Origin of the sequence: Cupriavidus sp. DB3, assembly GCF_020418465.1 — a bacterium.
Lineage (GTDB): Bacteria > Pseudomonadota > Gammaproteobacteria > Burkholderiales > Burkholderiaceae > Cupriavidus > Cupriavidus cauae.
In genome coordinates this window covers 433,639-451,643 of the sequence record NZ_JAIZPL010000004.1, presented here as the reverse complement: position 1 = coordinate 451,643, position 18,005 = coordinate 433,639, and the positions used below count along the sequence as shown (strand labels likewise).

Genomic DNA, 18,005 nt, shown 5'->3' with positions numbered 1-18,005 from the left:
CTCCGGGGGCACTATGGTTAAATCGCCCCCATGTCTTCGCCCACTCCCAGCCTGCCGGCCGCCGTCGATGCGGCACAGGAACGCCTCCGGGCGTTGGGTGCGCGCGTCACGCAACCGCGCGTCTGCATCCTGGCTTGCCTGATCGGCAGCGACATTCCGCTGACCCACCAGGCCGTGATCGACCGCCTTCCCGGCGGCGCCGAGGCAATCGACCGCGTCACCGTCTATCGGGTGCTCGACTGGCTGGTCGAGCAGGGGCTGGCGCAAAAGCGCGCCGGCAACGACCGCGTGTTCCGCTTCAGCCTGATCGAACATGAGGCGGCGCGCGCCGAGGTCCATCGCCGGCACAGCCATTTCCATTGCAGCCGGTGCGACCGCACCTTCTGCCTCGACGCCGACAGCGCGCCGCCGCGGCAGGCCGCGCCGCCCGTGCCGAGCGGCTTCGCGGTCGAACACGTCGAATTGACCGTCAACGGCATCTGCGCCGAATGCGGCGCGCGCACCGTGGCCGACGCGCCCGCCAACGGTGCCGTTGATGCTTCCCCCCATCCCGGAGAACCAACATGTCCAAACTGATCCCGGTCACGATCCTGACGGGCTTTCTCGGCAGCGGCAAAACCACGCTGCTCAAGCGCATCCTCAACGAACAGCACGGCATGAAGATCGCCGTGATCGAAAACGAGTTCGGCGAGGAGAACATCGACAACGAGATCCTGGTGCAGGACGGCCGCGAACAGATCGTGCAGATGAGCAACGGCTGCATCTGCTGCACGATCCGCGGCGACCTGGTGCAGGCGCTGTCGGACCTGATCGGCCGCCGCGACGCCGGCGAGATCGACTTCGACCGGGTCGTGATCGAGACCACGGGCGTGGCCAACCCCGGCCCGGTGGCGCAGACCTTCTTCATGGACGACGAGATCGCCTCGCGCTATCTGCTCGACGCGGTGGTCACGCTGGTCGACGCCAAGCACGGCAACCAGCAGCTGGACAAGCAGGAAGAGGCGCAGCGCCAGGTCGGCTTCGCCGATGCGATCTTCATCACCAAGGCCGACCTGGTGTCGGCCGACGAGCTGGCCGACCTGCGCCATCGCGTGCTGCAGATGAACCCGCGCGCGCCGATCGGCACCGCCCATTTCGGCGAGGCGCCGATCGACTCGATCTTCGACCTGCGCGGCTTCAACCTGAACGCCAAGCTGGAGATCGACCCGGACTTCCTGCGCGCCGAGGAACACGAGCACGACCATGACCACGAGCATGGCGAGCACTGCGGCGCCGACTGCGACCATGACCATGATCACGAACACGCGCACGACCACGGTCACGGCCACCACAACCACAACCACCACCATCATCACCACCACACCGACCGCATCGGCTCGTTCGTCTTCCGCAGCGACAAGCCCTTCCACTACGGCAAGCTCGAGGAATTCCTGTCCGGGATCCTGACCGTCTACGGCGAGAAGCTGCTGCGCTACAAGGGCGTGCTCTATATGGAAGGGGTCGACCGCAAGGTGGTATTCCAGGGCGTGCACCAGCTGATGGGCAGCGACATCGGCGGCAAATGGGAGGACGAAACCCCGAGCACCAAAATGGTGTTTATCGGTGTCGACCTGCCCAAGGACGCCATTCTGAAGGGCCTGGCCAACTGCCTCGCCTGATTATCGGTGCCCGCCGCAGGCCCGCTCCGGGCCTCGGTTTCCGTCATGCAAGCGCCATGCGGGCGCCCTGCTTGCCGCACTGCGGCACCCGGATGGGTGACACGGCGCCGCCGCTGCACGGTGATACGCAGCGTGCGCGGCTCGGTGAAACACCGAATATCCGGTCCGGTTTTCCACCGTATCTCCTGGTAATTTGTTCAAGTACAATAAGCCGGATGTGATGCGGGCAGCGCGGTCTTGCCGCCGCCTGCGTCGTATGCAGGGCGGCGGTTGTCGTCAGCATCAGACGGCCGTCCTCCGGTGCGGCCGCTGTGCTCGTGCGATGGCCGTCGAACGCGCGGGATCTCGTGCCGCAACGTTTCAGGCGTTGCCGCTGGGGCAACGACGCCGACCGATGTCGACCGACGCCGAGAAAGGGATCCCATGGTAGCCGCAGCAAAAACCAAAGAAAGCCGCAGCAAAACCGCTGGTGCTGCGGCCGCTACGACGAAGGCGCAGGGACAGCAAGCTGCGCCTACCCCCCGGAACGGCTCGGCGCAGGCCGGTACCGGAGCGGCAAAGGGAGGCACGCGAAGCAGCAAGACTGCAGCAGCCAGCCAGAGTGAAACGGTCGAACCGCGCAAGCGGACCGACACTGCATCCGCGCGGAACACGACGCCGCCGGTCGCATCAACAAGAGAATCAGCAGCAACCATGAGCAGCAATAAACTTCTGACTGAAGCTGAAATCCTGAAGATGGACGACAAGGACTACATGAACGAGGCCCAACTGGCCTTTTTCAAGAACCGCCTTGAACAGCTGCGCGACGAAATCCTGAAGAACGCCGACCAGACCACCGAACATCTGCGCGAAACGGTCATCGTGCCGGATCCGGCGGACCGCGCCACGATCGAAGAAGAACATGCCCTGGAGCTGCGCACGCGCGACCGCGAGCGCAAGCTGCTGAAGAAGGTCGAACAATCGCTGGCCCGCATCGAGTCGGGCGAATACGGCTGGTGCGAGGAAACCGGCGAGCCGATCGGCGTGCCCCGCCTGCTGGCCCGCCCGACCGCGACGCTGTCGCTGGAAGCCCAGCAGCGCCGCGAACTGCGCCAGAAGCTGTTCGGCGATTGAGGCCTGCGCCCCTCGATCTGCGCTGTCAACGGCCCGGAACTCCGGGCCGTTTGCTTTTGTACGCGAGACAGACCCGAGCCGTCGCCGAGAGGCGACAGCGAAGGTGCCGCGGCCTCGCATTTCTGCTACAGTCGCAACCTTGTTGCAATAAGCCGGCGATCCGCCCTGCGCGCCGCCGCGCGACATCCCCCCTCATCCTCCAGATCGCCATGGCCGACCGTCTTCCCGTCACCGTATTGGCCGGCTTCCTCGGCGCCGGCAAGACCACGCTGCTGCAGCATGTGCTGGCCAACCGCGAAGGCAAGCGCGTGGCGGTCATCGTCAACGACCTGGCGGACGTCAACATCGATGCGCGGCTGGTCGGCGAAGGCGTGCTGGCGCAGGCCGGCGAGCGCCTGGTCGAGCTGTCCAACGGCTGCATCTGCTGCACGCTGCGCGAGGACCTGCTGGTCGAGATCGCCGCGCTGGCGCGCGAGGGGCGCTTCGACTATCTGCTGGTCGAATCGACCGGCGTGGCCGAGCCGCTGCCGATCGCCGAAACGTTCACGTTCGAAGACGAACACGGCCACGCACTCGACAGCCTGGCCCGGCTCGACACCATCGTCACCGTGGTCGACGCCGCGCATTTCCCGCAGGACTTCGACGAGGCCGACTATCTGCGCGACCGCGGCCAGGCCCGCGACGACGAGGACGACCGCACCGTGGTCGATCTGCTGATCGAGCAGGTCGAGTTCTGCGACGTGATCGTGCTGAACAAGATCGATCTGGTCGACGATGCCGAGCGCGAGCGGCTGATGGCGCTGCTGCACGTGCTGAACCCGCGCGCCGAGATCGTGCCCGCCAGCTTCGGCAAGGTGCCGCTCGACAAGGTACTCGACACCGGCCGCTTCGACTTCGAAGCCGCCGCGGCCGCGCCGGGCTGGCAGGCCGAACTGCGCGGCGACCATGTGCCCGAGAGCGAAGCCTACGGCATCGGCAGTTTCGTCTACCGGCGCCGCCGCCCGTTCCACCCGCGCCGCTTCGCCGACCTGATCCATACCGAATGGCTGCGCCAGCATGGCAACGTGCTGCGCTCGAAGGGCTTCTTCTGGCTGGCGAGCCGCATGGCGGTGGCCGGCAGCTGGAGCCAGGCCGGCGGCGTGTGCCGCCATGGCGGCGCCGGTGCCTGGTGGGCCGCGGTCGATCGGGCCGACTGGCCGCAGGACGACGACACGCTGGCCGCGATCCGCGCCGACTCGGAGGTCGACGGTGCGCCGGCCCCGTTCGGCGACCGGCGCCAGGAGCTGGTGCTGATCGGCCAGAACATGGACCGCGCCGCGCTCGAGGCCGCGCTCGATGCCTGCCTGCTGACCGATGCCGAGATGGCGGCCGGGCCCGAGGCCTGGGCCGCCTACGATGATCCCTTCCCCAGCTGGGAAGACGCCTTCGGCGACGATGACCACGATCATCACGAACATGATCACCGTCACGATCACGATCACGATGGCGGCCCCTGCGACTGCGGCCACCATGGCGGACATGCGCACTGAGTTGCTGCGCAAGCTGCGGCGCCGAGGCACAGGCCGCCTGACCGGTGGACTGTGGGCCTTGTGGCTGGTGCTGTGCCTGTTGCTGGCCCAGCACGCCGGCCTGGTTCACCGCATCCAGCATGGCGGCGCGCCGGTCGGGCTGATGTCGACCGGGCTGATGTCGTCCGGCTTGATGTCGGCCGGGCTGACGTCGTCCGGCTTGATGTCGGCCGGGCTGACGTTGGCCGGGCTGACGTTGGCCGGGCAGGCATCGCCCACCGCCGCTGCGACCGCGACAGCCGCGCGCGACGACGCCTCCGCCTCCGCCTCCGCCTCCGTCGCCGATGCCGATATCGACACCGGTACCGGCACCGACCGCCACGCACCGGACAGCGCGCGCGCATCGACCCACTCGTGCGTGCTGTTCGACGCGGCCACGCAGGCCCCCGGCGCCTGCGGTGCGCCACCGATGCCGCTGCTGTCGCACGGCAAGCCGCTGGTGCCGCCCGGCATCACCTGGCGCTGGCCCCACCTGCCGCCGCAGCGCAGCTTCCTGACGCGCGCCCCACCCGCTTCGCTCGCCTTCGCCTGAGCCCGGCCGCCCTCGCGGCCGCTTGTCGACGACCCGGCGATCCCGACGTTCGACCACGCTGACCGGCACGACTCCCCGGACATGCCGCCGACATCCCGGCGACATCCCGGCGCCATGCTGGCGACAGGCCCGCACTCCCATGCCATCGCGGCGGGACGTGCCTTGCCGCGCCAGCCGGGCAATCAGTCAGCGATCGCGCCGATCGCCCCCCGATGTCCTTCGCATCGCGAGCCATGAATCCGACCCTGCAACGCACCGCCGCCGCACGCCGTTCCTCTCACGCTTCGGTCCGCCCGACGTACGACCTTCTGCAACACCTGACGCAAGACCTGTCGCATCGGCTTGGCACCCGCCTGACGCCGCTGGCCGCCGTCGCGCTGTGCCTGGCGGCACCCGCCGCCTGGAGCCAGAGCGCCCCGCCCGCCGCATCGACCGCGGTGCCGGCTGCCACCACTGCCACCACTGCCACCACTGCCGCCACTGCTGCCAGCGCCGCACCGGCCGCCCCTGCCGCGATGCCGGCCGCCACCCCCGCGGCAGCCGCCCCGACCCTCGGCGAAGTCGTGGTCACCGCCAACCCGCTCGGCAGCGACCTGAATTCGCTGGTGCCGGCCGTCTCCACGCTGCAGGGCGACAACCTGGCCGTGCGCCAGAACAGCACGCTCGGTGAAACGCTGAACAGCCTGCCCGGCGTGTCGTCGACCTACTTCGGTCCGAACTCGAGCCGGCCGGTGATCCGCGGGCTCGACGGCGATCGCATCAAGGTGCTGCAGAACGGCGGCAGCAGCATCGACGCCGCCACGCTGTCCTACGACCACGCGGTGCCGCTGGACCCGCTGGTGGCCGAGCGCATCGAAGTCGTGCGCGGCCCCGCGGCGCTGATGTACGGCGGCAATGCGATCGGCGGCGTGGTCAACGTGATCGACAACCGCATCCCGAAGGCGCCGATCGAAGGCGTCACCGGCGCCACCGATCTGAGCGCCACCATCGACGGCGACGCGGCGCGCAATGCCAGCGGGCTGGTCGAGGCCGGCAACGGCAAGTTCGCGATCCACGCCGACGCGTTCGCCCGCAAGACCAGCGACCTGCGCATTCCCGGCTTCGCCCGCAGCGAGCGGCTGCGCAACAGCCAGCCGCTGGAGGAAGGCGAGACCGAGGTCCGCGGCCGGCTGCCCAACACCAACGCCGAGCAGCACGGCGGCGCGCTGGGCGGCTCCTACACCTGGGCCGACGGCTTCGTCGGCGCCAGCTACAGCGCCTATCGCAACGACTACGGCACGCCCGCCGAAGACGAGGTGCGGCTGAACATGAAGCAGGACCGCTTCGCGCTGGAAGGCGAGGCGCGCAACCTGTCCGGCACCACCGGCGGCTGGTTCGAATCGGTCAGGGGCAAGTTCGGCTATACCGACTACGAGCACAAGGAAATCGAGGGCGGCGAGACCGGCACGGTGTTCAAGAACAAGGGCTGGGATGCCCGCATCGAAGCGCAGCACGGCAACATCGGCCGCATGCGCGGCGTGATCGGCGCGCAGTTCGGCGCGACCCGCTTCTCCGCGCTGGGCGAGGAAGCCTTCGTGCCCAGCAGCGACACCGACAATGCCGCGCTGTTCGTATTCGAGGAAATGCCGCTGGATGCGGCCGGCAACCTGAAGCTGAACCTGGGCGGCCGCATCGACCATACCAGCGTCAAGGCCACCGCCGGCGGCAACGAACGCTTTGCCGACGCCAACCGCAGCTTCAACGCGGGCAGCGCCTCGGCCGGCCTGCTGTACAAGCTGGGCCCGGCCTGGTCGCTGACCTCCAACGTCGCCTACACCGAGCGCGCGCCGACCTTCTACGAGCTCTACGCCAACGGCCCGCACGTCGCCACCGGCGCCTGGGAGCAGGGCGATCCGAACGCCAACAAGGAACGCGCGACCTCGGTCGACCTGGGCCTGCGCTTCAAGCAGGGTGACCACAGCGCCGGCGTGTCCGGCTTCTACAGCCGCTTCTCCAACTATCTGGCGCTGTCCGCGACGGGCAACGCACGCAACGAGGAAGGCGAGCTGGTGGCGCCCGGCAGCGCGGACGCCCTGCCCGAGCTGCGCTACCTCGGCATCCCCGCGACGCTGTACGGCTTCGAGGCCGAAGGCAAGACCCGGCTGGCGCGCAAGCTGCTGACCGGCAGCGATACGCTGGACTTCGAGGCGCGTGCGGACTACGTGCGCGGCGAGAACCGCGAGACCGGCGAACCGCTGCCGCGGCTGGCGCCGCTGCGCCTGGGCGGCGCGCTGGTCTACGGCGCCGGGCCGTTCGGCGCGCGCATCGACCTGACCTGGGCCGCGAAGCAGACCCGCGTGCCGGTCAACGACACGCCCACCGACGCCTACACGATGCTGGGCGTCGCGCTGACCTACAAGATCAGGAGCGGCCGCACGCAAACCCTGCTCTATCTGCGCGGCGACAACCTGACCAACGAGGAGGCGCGCAATGCCACCTCGATCCTGCGCGACATCGCGCCGATGGCAGGCCGCAGCGTGCGGGTGGGCATGCGCACGACGTTCTAGCGGTGCGCGCCGGTGGCCGGGCACCGCTTCCCGGCTACCGGGGCGACGTTTCATCGCGGTGCAACAGGCACTCGACCGGGGCGCGCGGGGGCCTGCCGTGGCCTGGACTGCCTGCTGGGGGTGCAGCGCCGCGCCGCGGGTCTATCCGTCTTGACACTGCAAGAGCGCGGTCCGGACAATGCCGCACACCTCAACCGACGGGAGTGCCCGATGCCATTCGTTCGTCGTACCCTGCGCGCCGCGGTGCTGGCCACAAGCCTGGCCTTCGGCGCCGCCGCCCTGCCCGCGCACGCGGCCAGCCTGACCATCGGCCTGTCCGGCGATATCACCTCGCTGGATCCGCACTATCACAACGTCACGCCCAACGCGAACGTCGCCGAGCACATGTTCGAGACGCTGATCGCCAAGGACGAGAAGATGCGCTTCAAGCCGGCGCTGGCGCTGAGCTGGCGCGCGGTCGACGAGACCACCTGGGAGGTCAAGCTGCGGCCCGGCGTGAAGTTCCACGACGGCAGCGAATTCACCGCGCAGGACGTCGTGTTCTCGCTGGCGCGGCCGGCCACCGTGAAGAACAGTCCCTCGCCGTACACGATCTACACCAAGGGCTTCAAGGACGTGGTGGCGGTCGACAAGCTGACCGTGCGCATCACCACCCACGGTCCCTATCCGCTGGTGCCCAACGATCTGTCCACGATCTACATGGTGTCGAAGCAGGCGGCGGGCAACGCCTCCAGCGACGACTTCAACAGCGGCAAGGCGATGGTCGGCACCGGGCCGTACAAGTTCGTCAGCTTCCGCAAGGGCGACCGCATCGAGCTGACGCGCAACGACGCCTACTGGGGCAACAAGCCGCAATGGGACACGGTGTCGCTGCGCATCCTGACCAACGACGCGCCGCGCGTGGCAGCGCTGCTGGCCGGCGACGTGCAGGTGATCGAGAACGTGCCGACCTCGGATATCCGCAAGCTGTCGGCCGATCCGGGCGTGTCCGTGTTCAAGGTGCCGACCTTCCGCATGATGTACCTGCATATGGACAGCGACCGCGAGGTGTCGCCCTTTGTCGCCGACAAGGCCGGCAAGCCGCTGCCCCGCAATCCGCTGAAGGACGCGCGCGTGCGCCAGGCGATCTCGAAGGCGATCTCGCGCCAGGCGATCGTCGACCGCGTGATGGAAGGCGCGGCCGAGCCGACCGGCCAGCTCGTCAACAGCTCGCTGTTCGGCCACGTGCCGGGCCTGAAGCCCGATGCCGCCGATCCGGCGGCGGCCAAGCGGCTGCTGGCCGAGGCCGGCTATCCCGACGGCTTCCAGCTGACGCTGCATACGCCGAACAACCGCTATGTCAATGACGAGCAGGTGGCACAGGCGATCGCCTCGATGCTGACCCGCATCGGCATCCAGACGCGCGTCGAGGCGATGCCGTCGGCGAGCTTCTTCACGCGCGCCAACAAGCTCGATTTCTCGTTCATGCTGGCCGGCTGGGGCGCCGACACCGGCGAGGCCGGCTCGTCGCTGAAGTCGCTGCTGGCGACCTACGATCCCGCCAAGGGCTGGGGCGCATCGAACCGGGGCCGCTACAGCAACCCGGCGCTGGACGCCAAGCTCAGCACCGCGCTGACGACGATCGACGACCGCGCGCGCGAGAAGCTGCTGCAGGAGGCCACCGAGATCGGCATCAAGGACTACGGCGTGATCCCGCTGTACTACCAGATCAATGTGTGGGCGGCGAAGAAGGGCCTGACCGTGATCCCGCGCCAGGACGAACGCACCTACGCGTTCAGCATTACTCGCTGACGGCCCGGGGCGACGCCGGCGCCGGGGTCCGGCTCGGCGCCGGGGTCGGAACGGAAGGCATCACCGACTCCGGCACCAGCGAGTAGATCGCCGCGCGGCAGGGCACGCCGCGCAGCACCAGCCGGTTGCGCGCGACGCATTCGAGCAGCGCGCCGGTCTTCTCGGCGACGCGGCGGCTCGCCAGATTCTGCTCGGCGGCGACGATCTCGATGCGGGTCAGATGCAGGCGATGAAAACCGAAGCAGGCCATCATCCAGGCGGCGCGGGTGGCAAGCCCCTCGCCCTGCCGGCTCTTGCGCACCCAATAGCCCAGGTTGGCCATGCGGTTCTCGGTCGAGATCTGGTTCAGCGCGACGCCGCCGAACAGCACGCGGCCGTCCTCCGAATAGATGCCGATGTCGTAGGAGAGGCCGGCCGCGAGATTGTCCGCGCAGGTATCGATCCACAACTGCGCGTCGCGCACGCTGTAGCGCAGGTGGGCCCAAGGCATCCATGGCGCGAGGCTGGCCATCGACTCCTGCACCGCGGCGGCCAACTGCTCGGCGTCGGCCTGTCGAAACGGGCGCAGCGAAAACCCGTCGCCACGCAGGATCGGCACGGTCCCCATCGCGCTCAATCCGAATTGCAAACCGTATCGCCGTCGACCGTCGCCGCGCCCGCCTTGACCAGGCCCGTCACGACCTGCTGCAGCACCTCGGGCAGCGGCGCGCCGTCCAGATAGCGCAGCCGCACGCGCTCGAGCAGCGGTGCCTGCGCCATCCACTGCAGCAGCGCGTCGCGCGTCATTTGACGCTGCTCCAGCAGCTTGAACTTGACCAGCACCTTCAGCGCGTGCGCGGCGTTGCGGCGCGGATCGGCACGCAGATAGTCGAGGCGGCCATTGGCGCGCTCCAGTGCCGCGCCGACATCGGTGAACGGACTGCCATGCCCGGGGATCACCAGCCGCACATCGAGCTCGGCGATCCGCCGCAGCACGGCTTCCTGTTCGGCGAAACCGCTGTCGCCGTCGAGCTCGGGAAAGATCACGCCGAAGCCATGCTGCCACAGCGCATCGCCGGAGATCAGGATGCGCTCTGCCGGCGCGAACAGCATCACCGCGTGCGGGTCGTGCCCAGGGGCTGCGATGACCTGCCAGCCGATGCCGCCCATCCGCATCGACTGGCCATCCTCCAACAGCGCATCGAAGGCGAAGCGATCGCACTGCTGGCCGGTGGCGCGGTAGGTCAGCGCATCGACGTCCCACTGCGCCACGGCACGCGCCTCGGCCGCGGGAATCCACGTGCGCGGCTGCCAACGCCGCTGCAGCAGCGCATTGCCGCCGCAGTGGTCCGAATGCAGATGGGTATTGATCAGCCGCTTCAGGGGCTTGCCGTCCAGCGCGGCCTCGACCAGGGCCAGGGTCTGCTCGGCGTGGCTGACATAGCCGCTGTCGACCAGCACGGTATCGTCCCCGTCGATCAGCAGCACGTTGTTGGCCGACAGCCAGCCGCGTTCGAACACGCGGATGCCGGCGGGCAGCCTCTGGCCTGCTGCGCCTGGCTCGCTTGCCGTGGATTGCGTCATGGCCGGCCTGCTTGCATCGTGTCGGACGCGTCGGACATATCGGACGGGCGGGACGTATCCGACGTGCCGGACATGTCGGACGCGGTGGCCGCGTCCGCTGCCGCGGCGCGTTGCGGCAGCGCCTGCCAGATGGCGCGCTTGTCGTCTTCGCTGCGATTGGCCCAGCCCGCGATCTCGTCGATGGTACGGAAGCAGCCCTCGCAATAGCCGTGCTGGCCCATGCGGCAGACATCGCGGCACGGCGAGGCGACCGGCTTCGCATATTGGGCGGCAAGCGCGCGGCGGCGCAGGTCGGCGATCAATTTGGGGTCGGCTGACATGGGGACGAATGGCCTGGCTGATCGACGCAGTGTAGCGCCATTGGGCGGACGGCACAGCCTTACGGATTGGGCGCCCCGCACTTCCCCGGATCAGCGGAATCAGCGGAATCAGCGGAATCAGCGGAATCAGCGGAATCAGCCGGAACAGCGGATAAGCGGATCAGCCGGATCAGCGGATTAGCCGGATCAGCGGATCAGCCGAAGACTCCGAATCGGCGCCTGACCAGTACCGGACGTTGCTCGGGGGGCGCGGCGTCGACCATTGCAAGGTATTGGCGGCGCGCGTCCCTCCACGCCTGCCGGCTGCGCGCGTCGGCAGGCGAACGGGCGAACCAGTGCGACACCTGGTCGAGCAGGCCGGTTCGGGCCCGCTCACGGGCAGGCAGCGCCGCGACCGCCTGCCATAGTGCCTGGCGGCAGCTGTCGAAACCGCGCCAATCGACTGGCCGCGCGCCTTTGGGCCCCGACTCCATGTCGATCAGACTCGGCAGCAAGTCGCCGCGTTGCTGCGGCGACAACGCCGGCAGCAGCGCGATCGCATGCCGCACTGTGGTCAGATGAAAGTGCCGCTCGTACGATGGAGCGAACAGCGCGCGCGGCACGCACAGGTTGGCGATCATGCTCAGCGTGCTGGCAAAAGGCAACTTCTCGACTTGCCTCCATACGGCATCGACGAAGGCGGGGATCGCGTCCGCCGTCCACGCCGGCCGGGCGGACTTCGCCAGGCCGTCGTGCAATTGCAGCATGGTGTCGCCGATGCCGACCAGCGCCGAGACCGCCCTGGTGTCCAGGCCGGCCGCCGTACCCTCCAGTTGCGCCAATGCCTGGGTCAGGCCGACGACCCGCGGTTGCCAGACTTCGTCCAGACGGACGCCGTATTGATGGCACTGCGACGCCACGGCACCGAGCAGCGACGCCTGCAGCGCCGCATTCGGCAACGGCGGTTCCATCGCGGCCAGCCCCACGTCGATCCACAGCTCGGGCACCACGCGATTGCGCGACAGCGCGACGATCCACTCCGCCTGCTCGAGCTTCGGCAGGCACATCAGCGCACTGTCCAGCGCATCGCTGTATCGGCCGTAGTCCCGCGCCGTGCGGGCGCGGTACCACAACGTCAGAGGTCTCAACAGGCGATGGTGGACCGCCAGGTCCACCACCCGCTCGAACAGCTCCATCGTATGCGGTCCGGTGTACAGGTATGCCGGCAGGTTGGCCAGCATCGCCGCCTGCTGCTGCGGCGGCAACCGCTCGAGCCGGGGCAGCAGCATCGGCTCCCACTGCTGGGCATCGGCCAGGTACACCAGGCATCTCGCGATCTGGCCCACATCCACCTCCGTGTCGCCGTCTTGCGTTTTCGGCGGCGCCAGGGCGGCCCACATCGCGTTCCAGGCGGCGAGCCGCGCGGGCCGGGCCAGCAGCGCGAACAGCAGTGCGTCGATCGCGCGGCGGTCATGGGCTGGCAGGTTGGCCGCGTTCTCCAGCCATCCGCCTACCGCAAGGCGGGCCCTATCCTTGGCGCCCTGGTTCGGCAGCGCGGACAACGCCTGCAACAGCGCCTTGAGCAGAAGAGCGGCCGCCTGAGTCGGCCACGTGATCGCCGTTGCCACCAGGTGCTCCCATACCGCCACGCCAGTGCGGAACGACGTTTCGCCGCCTCGCTCCTCGGCCGGCCAGTCGTGTGTCAGCATGGCGGGCGACGAGATGCGAAGCAGGGCCGCGAGCGCATGCGCGCCGGCGGCCGGGTCGAGTTCGGCCAAGGGCAGGGCTTGCTGGGCCATCGGCACTGCCTTCGATGGTGGCAAACGGGACGGCTGCGCAACAAGGGCAACCAGCGCGACGAGCTCGTCGATGACACGGCGCCGCTCGGCCGCCGGTACCACCCGCGCGGCCAGCACCCAGCACGAGTCCGGCACCAGCAGCGCGCGCACGCGGTCGGCGATCGACAGCATCGGGCTCCTGCACAGCCGCAGGGCCGCGCCGACCCGATCGGCCAGTGGCAGACGCTCGAGCGCGCCGCAAAGCTGGTACGCCAGACGCTGTACCTCGCGTCTGTCGTCACGGTCGACACATGGCAACTGCGCCAGCCGGGAAGCCAGCACGCGCAGCGCTACCGCACCGCCGTCGCCGTCGGGAAACGCCTGCTCGATCCCGCCCAGCACGGTCTGCAGGGCGGCGCGACGCTGGCTGGCCGGCAGCACCGAAATGCGGCCGGCCGCCCGCTTCAATGCCTTGTCGCGCGTCGATCGATCCGGCGGAGCGGCGAACGGTGCGTCCGCCGTTTTCGGCGACAGATGGGCGAGCGCGCGGCGCAGCGCAGCCAGCGTCGTCCATGATTCCGCGTGCAGCAAGGGCACGCAGTGCGCCATCGGTTCTGCGAAGCGAGAGCAGACCTGCCGCAGGGCATGGCAGTCCTGCAAGCCGAGTCTCGCGCTGATCGCGTGCAGCAAGGGCAGCGGCAGCGCCTCGAACCGTGACAGCGTGCTGGCGTCGCGCCGATCGCGCATCGCGGCACGCTCGCGCCGGCATCGCGCTTCCTGTTGCATCGCGCGCGCGGACAACGCGAACATCCAGGACTCCATCTCGCGACAGTCACTCTTGGTCAGCGACCACCGCGTCCCGCCCTCCAGCCGGAACAGCGACCGTATGACATCGAGCAATCGGTCAAGCAAGCTGCCGGGCAAGCGGCGCGGCCGGCCCGATGCATCGAGCCGGATCGCCACAAAGGTGTCATCGTCCAGACGCTCGATGCGGACCGGCTCACCGCCGCGGAAACGGAAGACGCCGACGGTCTGTGCGCCGCCCGACGGCGGACGTCCCAGGCGGGACAGCGCGGCAATGCTGTCCGCATGGGCCGGCTCGTAGAGATACTTGGGAGGATGCGGCATGGGGAAGCTCGTCAGTGCGCAAGGGGCCCGCCATCAACCGGGTGCCGACGCGGCGATTGGGCTCGGGTCGGCATCGGGATTCGGTGCATCGACGCCCGCGGGCGCCGCCTCTGGGGACAATGCCGTCTTGGCCAGGCCGCGCCACTGGGCGACGCAGGGCTGGTCCACGGCCGGGAGGCGATCGCACAGCGCCGCATAGTCCGCCAGGCAATCGAGCCACATCGATCGCAGGCTGTCGTCCTTGGGAGCACGCGTGATCCAGGGTCCCGCGGCGGCCAGCATGCGCAAACGATGGCCCGCCGGCACGGCGCTGCGCAACATGTTCCACTGCGCCAGGCGGGTGGCATCGAAACCGGTGCTGGCCGCTTCGATATGCGCGCTGGCCAGCTCGACCAGCAGCTCCCCACGCTGCGCGATCGGCACCTGGGCAGCGCTGCGCGAGGCCAGTTTTATCATATGAGCGAGGCTCGATCGGGACAGATAGTCGTAGAACATGGCGGCAGTGTTGCGCCGTGACCCCGCATTGCGATCGAGCAGGGTCTGGACGATCGCCATCCGCGTCGAGGCCCGCATCCGTTCGATCCAGTACCAGATTCGCCGCACGATCGCATCTGCCGCCGATACATCGTCCCCGCGTTTGCCCAGGCTTGCCGCCATGGCCGTAGTGTTGCCGAGCACGGCCATCGCGGTGGCGAATTCGTCCTGCCCCTGCACCGGCGCGCTGGCCTCCAGCTCGTCAGTCAACGTTCCGACGTGGCCGAGCCGCTCGCGCAGTGCGCCGCCGGCGCGAATCTCCTGCTCGTAATGCCAGGCCATCAGCGTGGCCAGGCGGACGCGCGTGGGCGCCTCTTTCGCGCTTGTGCAGGGCTTCTCCAGCCGGCTCATCGCCAGCGTGGCGGCATTGGGCGAGCGGGCCTCGTCGCCCTGCATCACGTCATGCAGCGCGCCGAACAGCCTGGCCGGCTCCATTCGGCGGAGCAACGACTCGGCCTGGCGCCGCTGCGCCCATGACAGCGAGCCGGCCAAGTACCACCACAACGCGGCTCCCGGGCTGTCGTGCTGCTTTGCCAGCCGCATCGATTCCTCCACCACGGCGGCCAGGCAACCGGGTTCGTCGCGCATGGCCTCCAACGGCAGCATCGTCAACAGCCGGGCCCGCAGCGCGGGCGCGAGGGGAGCGCCATGGCGATCGTCCAGGGGCGCTGGCCAGCCGGCCAGCGACGGCACGCACCACAGCATGTTGATCAGCTTGCCGGCAAGGCGAATGGCGTGCGCCTCATCGTCATGCCGGCCATTGCGCCAGTCGGACCATCTGGCGTGCCAATAGACGGCACGGTCCTCCAGCGGCAGACGGTGGATCAGCCCCGCGCCGAGGTCGACCCGCTGCGATGCCGACAGCGAAGCCGTCTCGATCCACGTGCGGAAGGCCGCGGTGCAGGCCACCGCCGCCGCCTCCGGCAATTCACGCAGGCTGCCACGCAGGCCGTGCACCACCGGTTCGAACATCGTCGCCGGCAGCGCACAGGCTTGCTGGAAGAGCGAGCGCCACCGCGCCTCGTCCTGCGCGGCATCGCCACTGGCGACCCATGCGGTGCCTATCGTTTCCAGCAGGATCGCCTTCGAGGCGGGGCAATCCGCGGCGGCGTCCCGCGCATCGACCAGCATGGCGTGCAGCACACCCGGGCTGGCGAGAGTGTGGCCTCGCTCGAACAGGGCACACAGCAGGTTCCGTCCCGCGCGCGCCCGATCCGACGCCGGCAGCCGCTCCACCACGGCAAACCAGTTTCCGCCGGTGCGGGTGAGCGCCGTAAACGCCAATCGCACATCCCGCGGCCTCGGACTGCCCAGCACCGCGCACAGCGCGGCGTATTGCAGCTCGTCCGGCAAGGCGAGGATCATGCCGAGGAGACGGTCGGCGATGGCATGACGGTCGGCATGGCAAACCGGATTGAGGGCCGTGGCGATCGCGGCAAGCACGCCGGCGCGCGCACCGGGATGGTCCAGACGCTCCGCGGCATCGAGCAACGCCGCGCAGGCGGCCGGCTGCTGCCCATTCAGCAGGACACGCACGCGCGCGGCAAGCGCGGCGAGAACGGAGGCCCGGTCGGCCATCGGTACCGGCCAGCAGGGGTCGTGTCGCCGATGCCAGCCGGCCATATCGTCGATGACGGCGAGCATGGCAGACAACGACGCGGCATTCGATGCCCCTTGCATGGCCCGCGCGACCAGCGTCTGGCTGACGATGGCGCGCTTCGCGTCCCTGCTGACCATGGCGAGCGCCAGCACGTCTTCCGGCTGCAGGAATCGGCATACCTGACGCCACAGGGCCGATGGAACGTGCGTTGGGACGTGCATTGTCACGGGCGGGCAGTGGGCACTGGGGGCCGGTTCGGCTCGCCCACCCGCCGCGGTGCGATCCGTCGCGGCGGACCCCTGTGGCTGCCGGGACCACCACCCCCGCTCGATCCGTTGCCGCTGCTTGACGAGGCTGCGGGCGTCGCGCGCACCGATGGCCCAGCTACGGCCGCCCGCGAGGCCAAACAGACTGCGAAGCCAATCGATCAGCCGCTGCCAGGGCGATCGGGGCTCGGCGGCGTGCACGCGTTCGGCACGCACCGGCTTCCCTTTGAGCCAGACGATATTGACGGGGTATGCGCGGCGAAAGACGGGCTGCAGGCGTTCGACGTCTTCGAGGCGCGGCGGCGGCGGGCCGTGGTAGATGTAGTGGAACGATTCGGGCATGGCGTTCCGGCGAGGCCGGTGAGCATGACGTGGGGAGGCGAGCCTGACCCGGTATTGTTCCCACGTGGTGCCTCGCCGCTTGTCAAAAGCGCGGCAAACGCAAGCCTTTCGAGCAACGTAACGTCATGGCGCGCCGTGTCGCCGATGCCCCCGATGGCCCCCGAATATCCCTGAATACCCCGATGGCCTCACGATGGCCCCGACGGCCCGTTCAGGACCTCGGCGCCGGCGCCGAATCCTTACGCGCCGCCCGCGCGTTCCCGCTTGGCGGCGACCTTGTCGTTGAAGCGCGCCGCGTCGATCAGATGGCGCTCGTGCACGCCTTCGGAGATCTTGTCCTCGCCATCCCAGGCGGACAGCTCGAATCGCAGCTTGCGGCCCTCGATCGCCGTCAGCACGCCCTTGACCGTGACCGTCATGCCGGCCGGCGTCGGCGCCAGATGCGTGAAGCTGACCAGCGTGCCGAGCGATTGCTCGCGCGGCCAGTCCAGGTACTCGCGCAGCATCTGCAGGCAGGCGCATTCCATGATGCCAACCATGTAGCCGGTGGCCAGCACGTCGGGCATCTCGGGACAACCCGGCACGTCGTCGTAGAGATTGGGCACGGTCGCCTTGCGTGGCACCGTATAGCGCCAGGTGAAGGCCAGGCCGGGCTTCAGATCGGGGCTCATGCCGCGCCCTCTTGGGCCACGTCGGCCACTTCCGCGCCGGTGATCGCCTGCAGCTGCTGCGGGGTCAGGTTGAACACCGCGTGCGGATGGCCGGCGGCCGCCCACAGGCTGTCATGGCGGAACAGGTCGCGATCGAGCAGCATCACCGGCGCGACCGCATGGCCGATCGGGCAGACGCCGCCGATGGCATAGCCGGTCTTCTCGCGAACGAAACGGGCATCGGCCTTGCCCAGCGCGCCGACGCGCGCGGCGACCTTGGCCTCGTCGACGCGATTGCTGCCGCTGGCGATCACCACCACCGGCGCATCGTCGTCAAGCCGCCGAAAGACGATCGACTTGGCGATCTCGGCGACGGAGCAGCCCAGGCCGGCGGCGGCCTCGGCCGAGGTCTTGCCGGTCGACGGCAGCATCACGATCGGCTTGTCATGGCCCAGTTCGGCGAGCAGGCGCGCCACGCGCTGGGCGGATTCGGGCAACGCGGCCTCGGTGGCGGTGCCTGCGGACAACGACAAGGGTTGGGCGAGGTTCTGCATCGGGCTTCGGTCTCCGCGCGTTCCTGTTTTTGGTTGGATAGGTCGGACAGGCTCAAGCTCAAGCTCAGGCTCAGGCTCAGGCT

The 18,005-nt window shown here is 69.0% G+C and carries 14 protein-coding genes; 7 read left to right on the top strand and 7 right to left on the bottom strand.

Translation table 11 applies throughout. The annotated features are described in order from the left end of the window. Positions 1-30: 30 nt before the first annotated feature. The 7 genes from K7G19_RS15500 to K7G19_RS15470 all read left to right on the top strand — a co-directional run bounded on the left by K7G19_RS15500 (position 31) and on the right by K7G19_RS15470 (position 9,208). Positions 31-576 (top strand): Fur family transcriptional regulator, encoded by a 546-nt coding sequence (locus tag K7G19_RS15500; RefSeq protein WP_226108013.1) that lies wholly within the window; start codon positions 31-33, stop codon positions 574-576. Then, a complete protein-coding gene (locus K7G19_RS15495) occupies positions 564-1,658 on the top strand; it encodes a GTP-binding protein (RefSeq protein ID WP_226108012.1) in 1,095 nt (364 codons plus the stop codon). Before K7G19_RS15500 ends, K7G19_RS15495 begins: the two co-directional genes overlap by 13 nt. Before the next feature lie 423 nt (positions 1,659-2,081). Beyond that, positions 2,082-2,771 (top strand): RNA polymerase-binding protein DksA, encoded by a 690-nt coding sequence (gene dksA, locus K7G19_RS15490; RefSeq protein ID WP_223819530.1) that lies wholly within the window; start codon positions 2,082-2,084, stop codon positions 2,769-2,771. 209 nt (positions 2,772-2,980) lie between these two features. Further along, entirely contained in the window at positions 2,981-4,300 is a 1,320-nt protein-coding gene (zigA, locus tag K7G19_RS15485) for a zinc metallochaperone GTPase ZigA (protein ID WP_226108010.1), read from the top strand. Continuing rightward, the gene (locus K7G19_RS15480) at positions 4,290-4,871 is read left to right on the top strand and encodes a hypothetical protein (protein ID WP_226108008.1); all 582 of its coding nucleotides are present in this window, start codon (positions 4,290-4,292) and stop codon (positions 4,869-4,871) included. Before zigA ends, K7G19_RS15480 begins: the two co-directional genes overlap by 11 nt. 233 nt (positions 4,872-5,104) lie before the next feature. Beyond that, positions 5,105-7,417, top strand: a complete 2,313-nt coding sequence (locus K7G19_RS15475) for a TonB-dependent receptor (RefSeq protein WP_226108006.1) — start codon at positions 5,105-5,107, stop codon at positions 7,415-7,417. A gap of 210 nt (positions 7,418-7,627) precedes the next feature. Beyond that, positions 7,628-9,208: an ABC transporter substrate-binding protein gene (locus K7G19_RS15470; RefSeq protein WP_149317273.1), complete on the top strand. Its 1,581-nt coding sequence runs from the start codon at positions 7,628-7,630 to the stop codon at positions 9,206-9,208. Here K7G19_RS15470 and K7G19_RS15465 read toward each other — a convergent pair. From K7G19_RS15465 to K7G19_RS15435, 7 genes are all read right to left on the bottom strand, one after another. Beyond that, the gene (locus tag K7G19_RS15465; protein ID WP_226108004.1) at positions 9,198-9,836 is read right to left on the bottom strand and encodes a GNAT family N-acetyltransferase; all 639 of its coding nucleotides are present in this window, start codon (positions 9,834-9,836) and stop codon (positions 9,198-9,200) included. The two genes, K7G19_RS15470 and K7G19_RS15465, sit on opposite strands and share 11 nt — an antisense overlap. After that, on the bottom strand, positions 9,821-10,771 hold the full coding sequence (locus K7G19_RS15460) for an MBL fold metallo-hydrolase (RefSeq protein WP_226108002.1): 951 nt from the start codon (positions 10,769-10,771) through the stop codon (positions 9,821-9,823). The genes K7G19_RS15465 and K7G19_RS15460 overlap by 16 nt, the downstream gene beginning before the upstream one ends. After that, positions 10,768-11,073, bottom strand: a complete 306-nt coding sequence (locus K7G19_RS15455; protein WP_317845735.1) for a DUF1289 domain-containing protein — start codon at positions 11,071-11,073, stop codon at positions 10,768-10,770. Before K7G19_RS15455 ends, K7G19_RS15460 begins: the two co-directional genes overlap by 4 nt. Positions 11,074-11,285: 212 nt before the next feature. Next, entirely contained in the window at positions 11,286-13,976 is a 2,691-nt protein-coding gene (locus K7G19_RS15450; RefSeq protein ID WP_226108000.1) for a hypothetical protein, read from the bottom strand. A 33-nt stretch (positions 13,977-14,009) separates the two neighbouring features. Beyond that, positions 14,010-16,718: an F-box protein gene (locus tag K7G19_RS15445; protein ID WP_226107998.1), complete on the bottom strand. Its 2,709-nt coding sequence runs from the start codon at positions 16,716-16,718 to the stop codon at positions 14,010-14,012. Positions 16,719-16,957: 239 nt separating this feature from the next. Beyond that, entirely contained in the window at positions 16,958-17,389 is a 432-nt protein-coding gene (locus K7G19_RS15440) for a thioesterase family protein (protein ID WP_226107996.1), read from the bottom strand. Beyond that, positions 17,386-17,922 carry a YbaK/EbsC family protein gene (locus K7G19_RS15435; RefSeq protein WP_150082733.1) on the bottom strand — a complete coding sequence of 179 codons (537 nt, stop codon included), beginning with the start codon at positions 17,920-17,922 and terminating at the stop codon, positions 17,386-17,388. Before K7G19_RS15435 ends, K7G19_RS15440 begins: the two co-directional genes overlap by 4 nt. Positions 17,923-18,005: the final 83 nt, after the last annotated feature.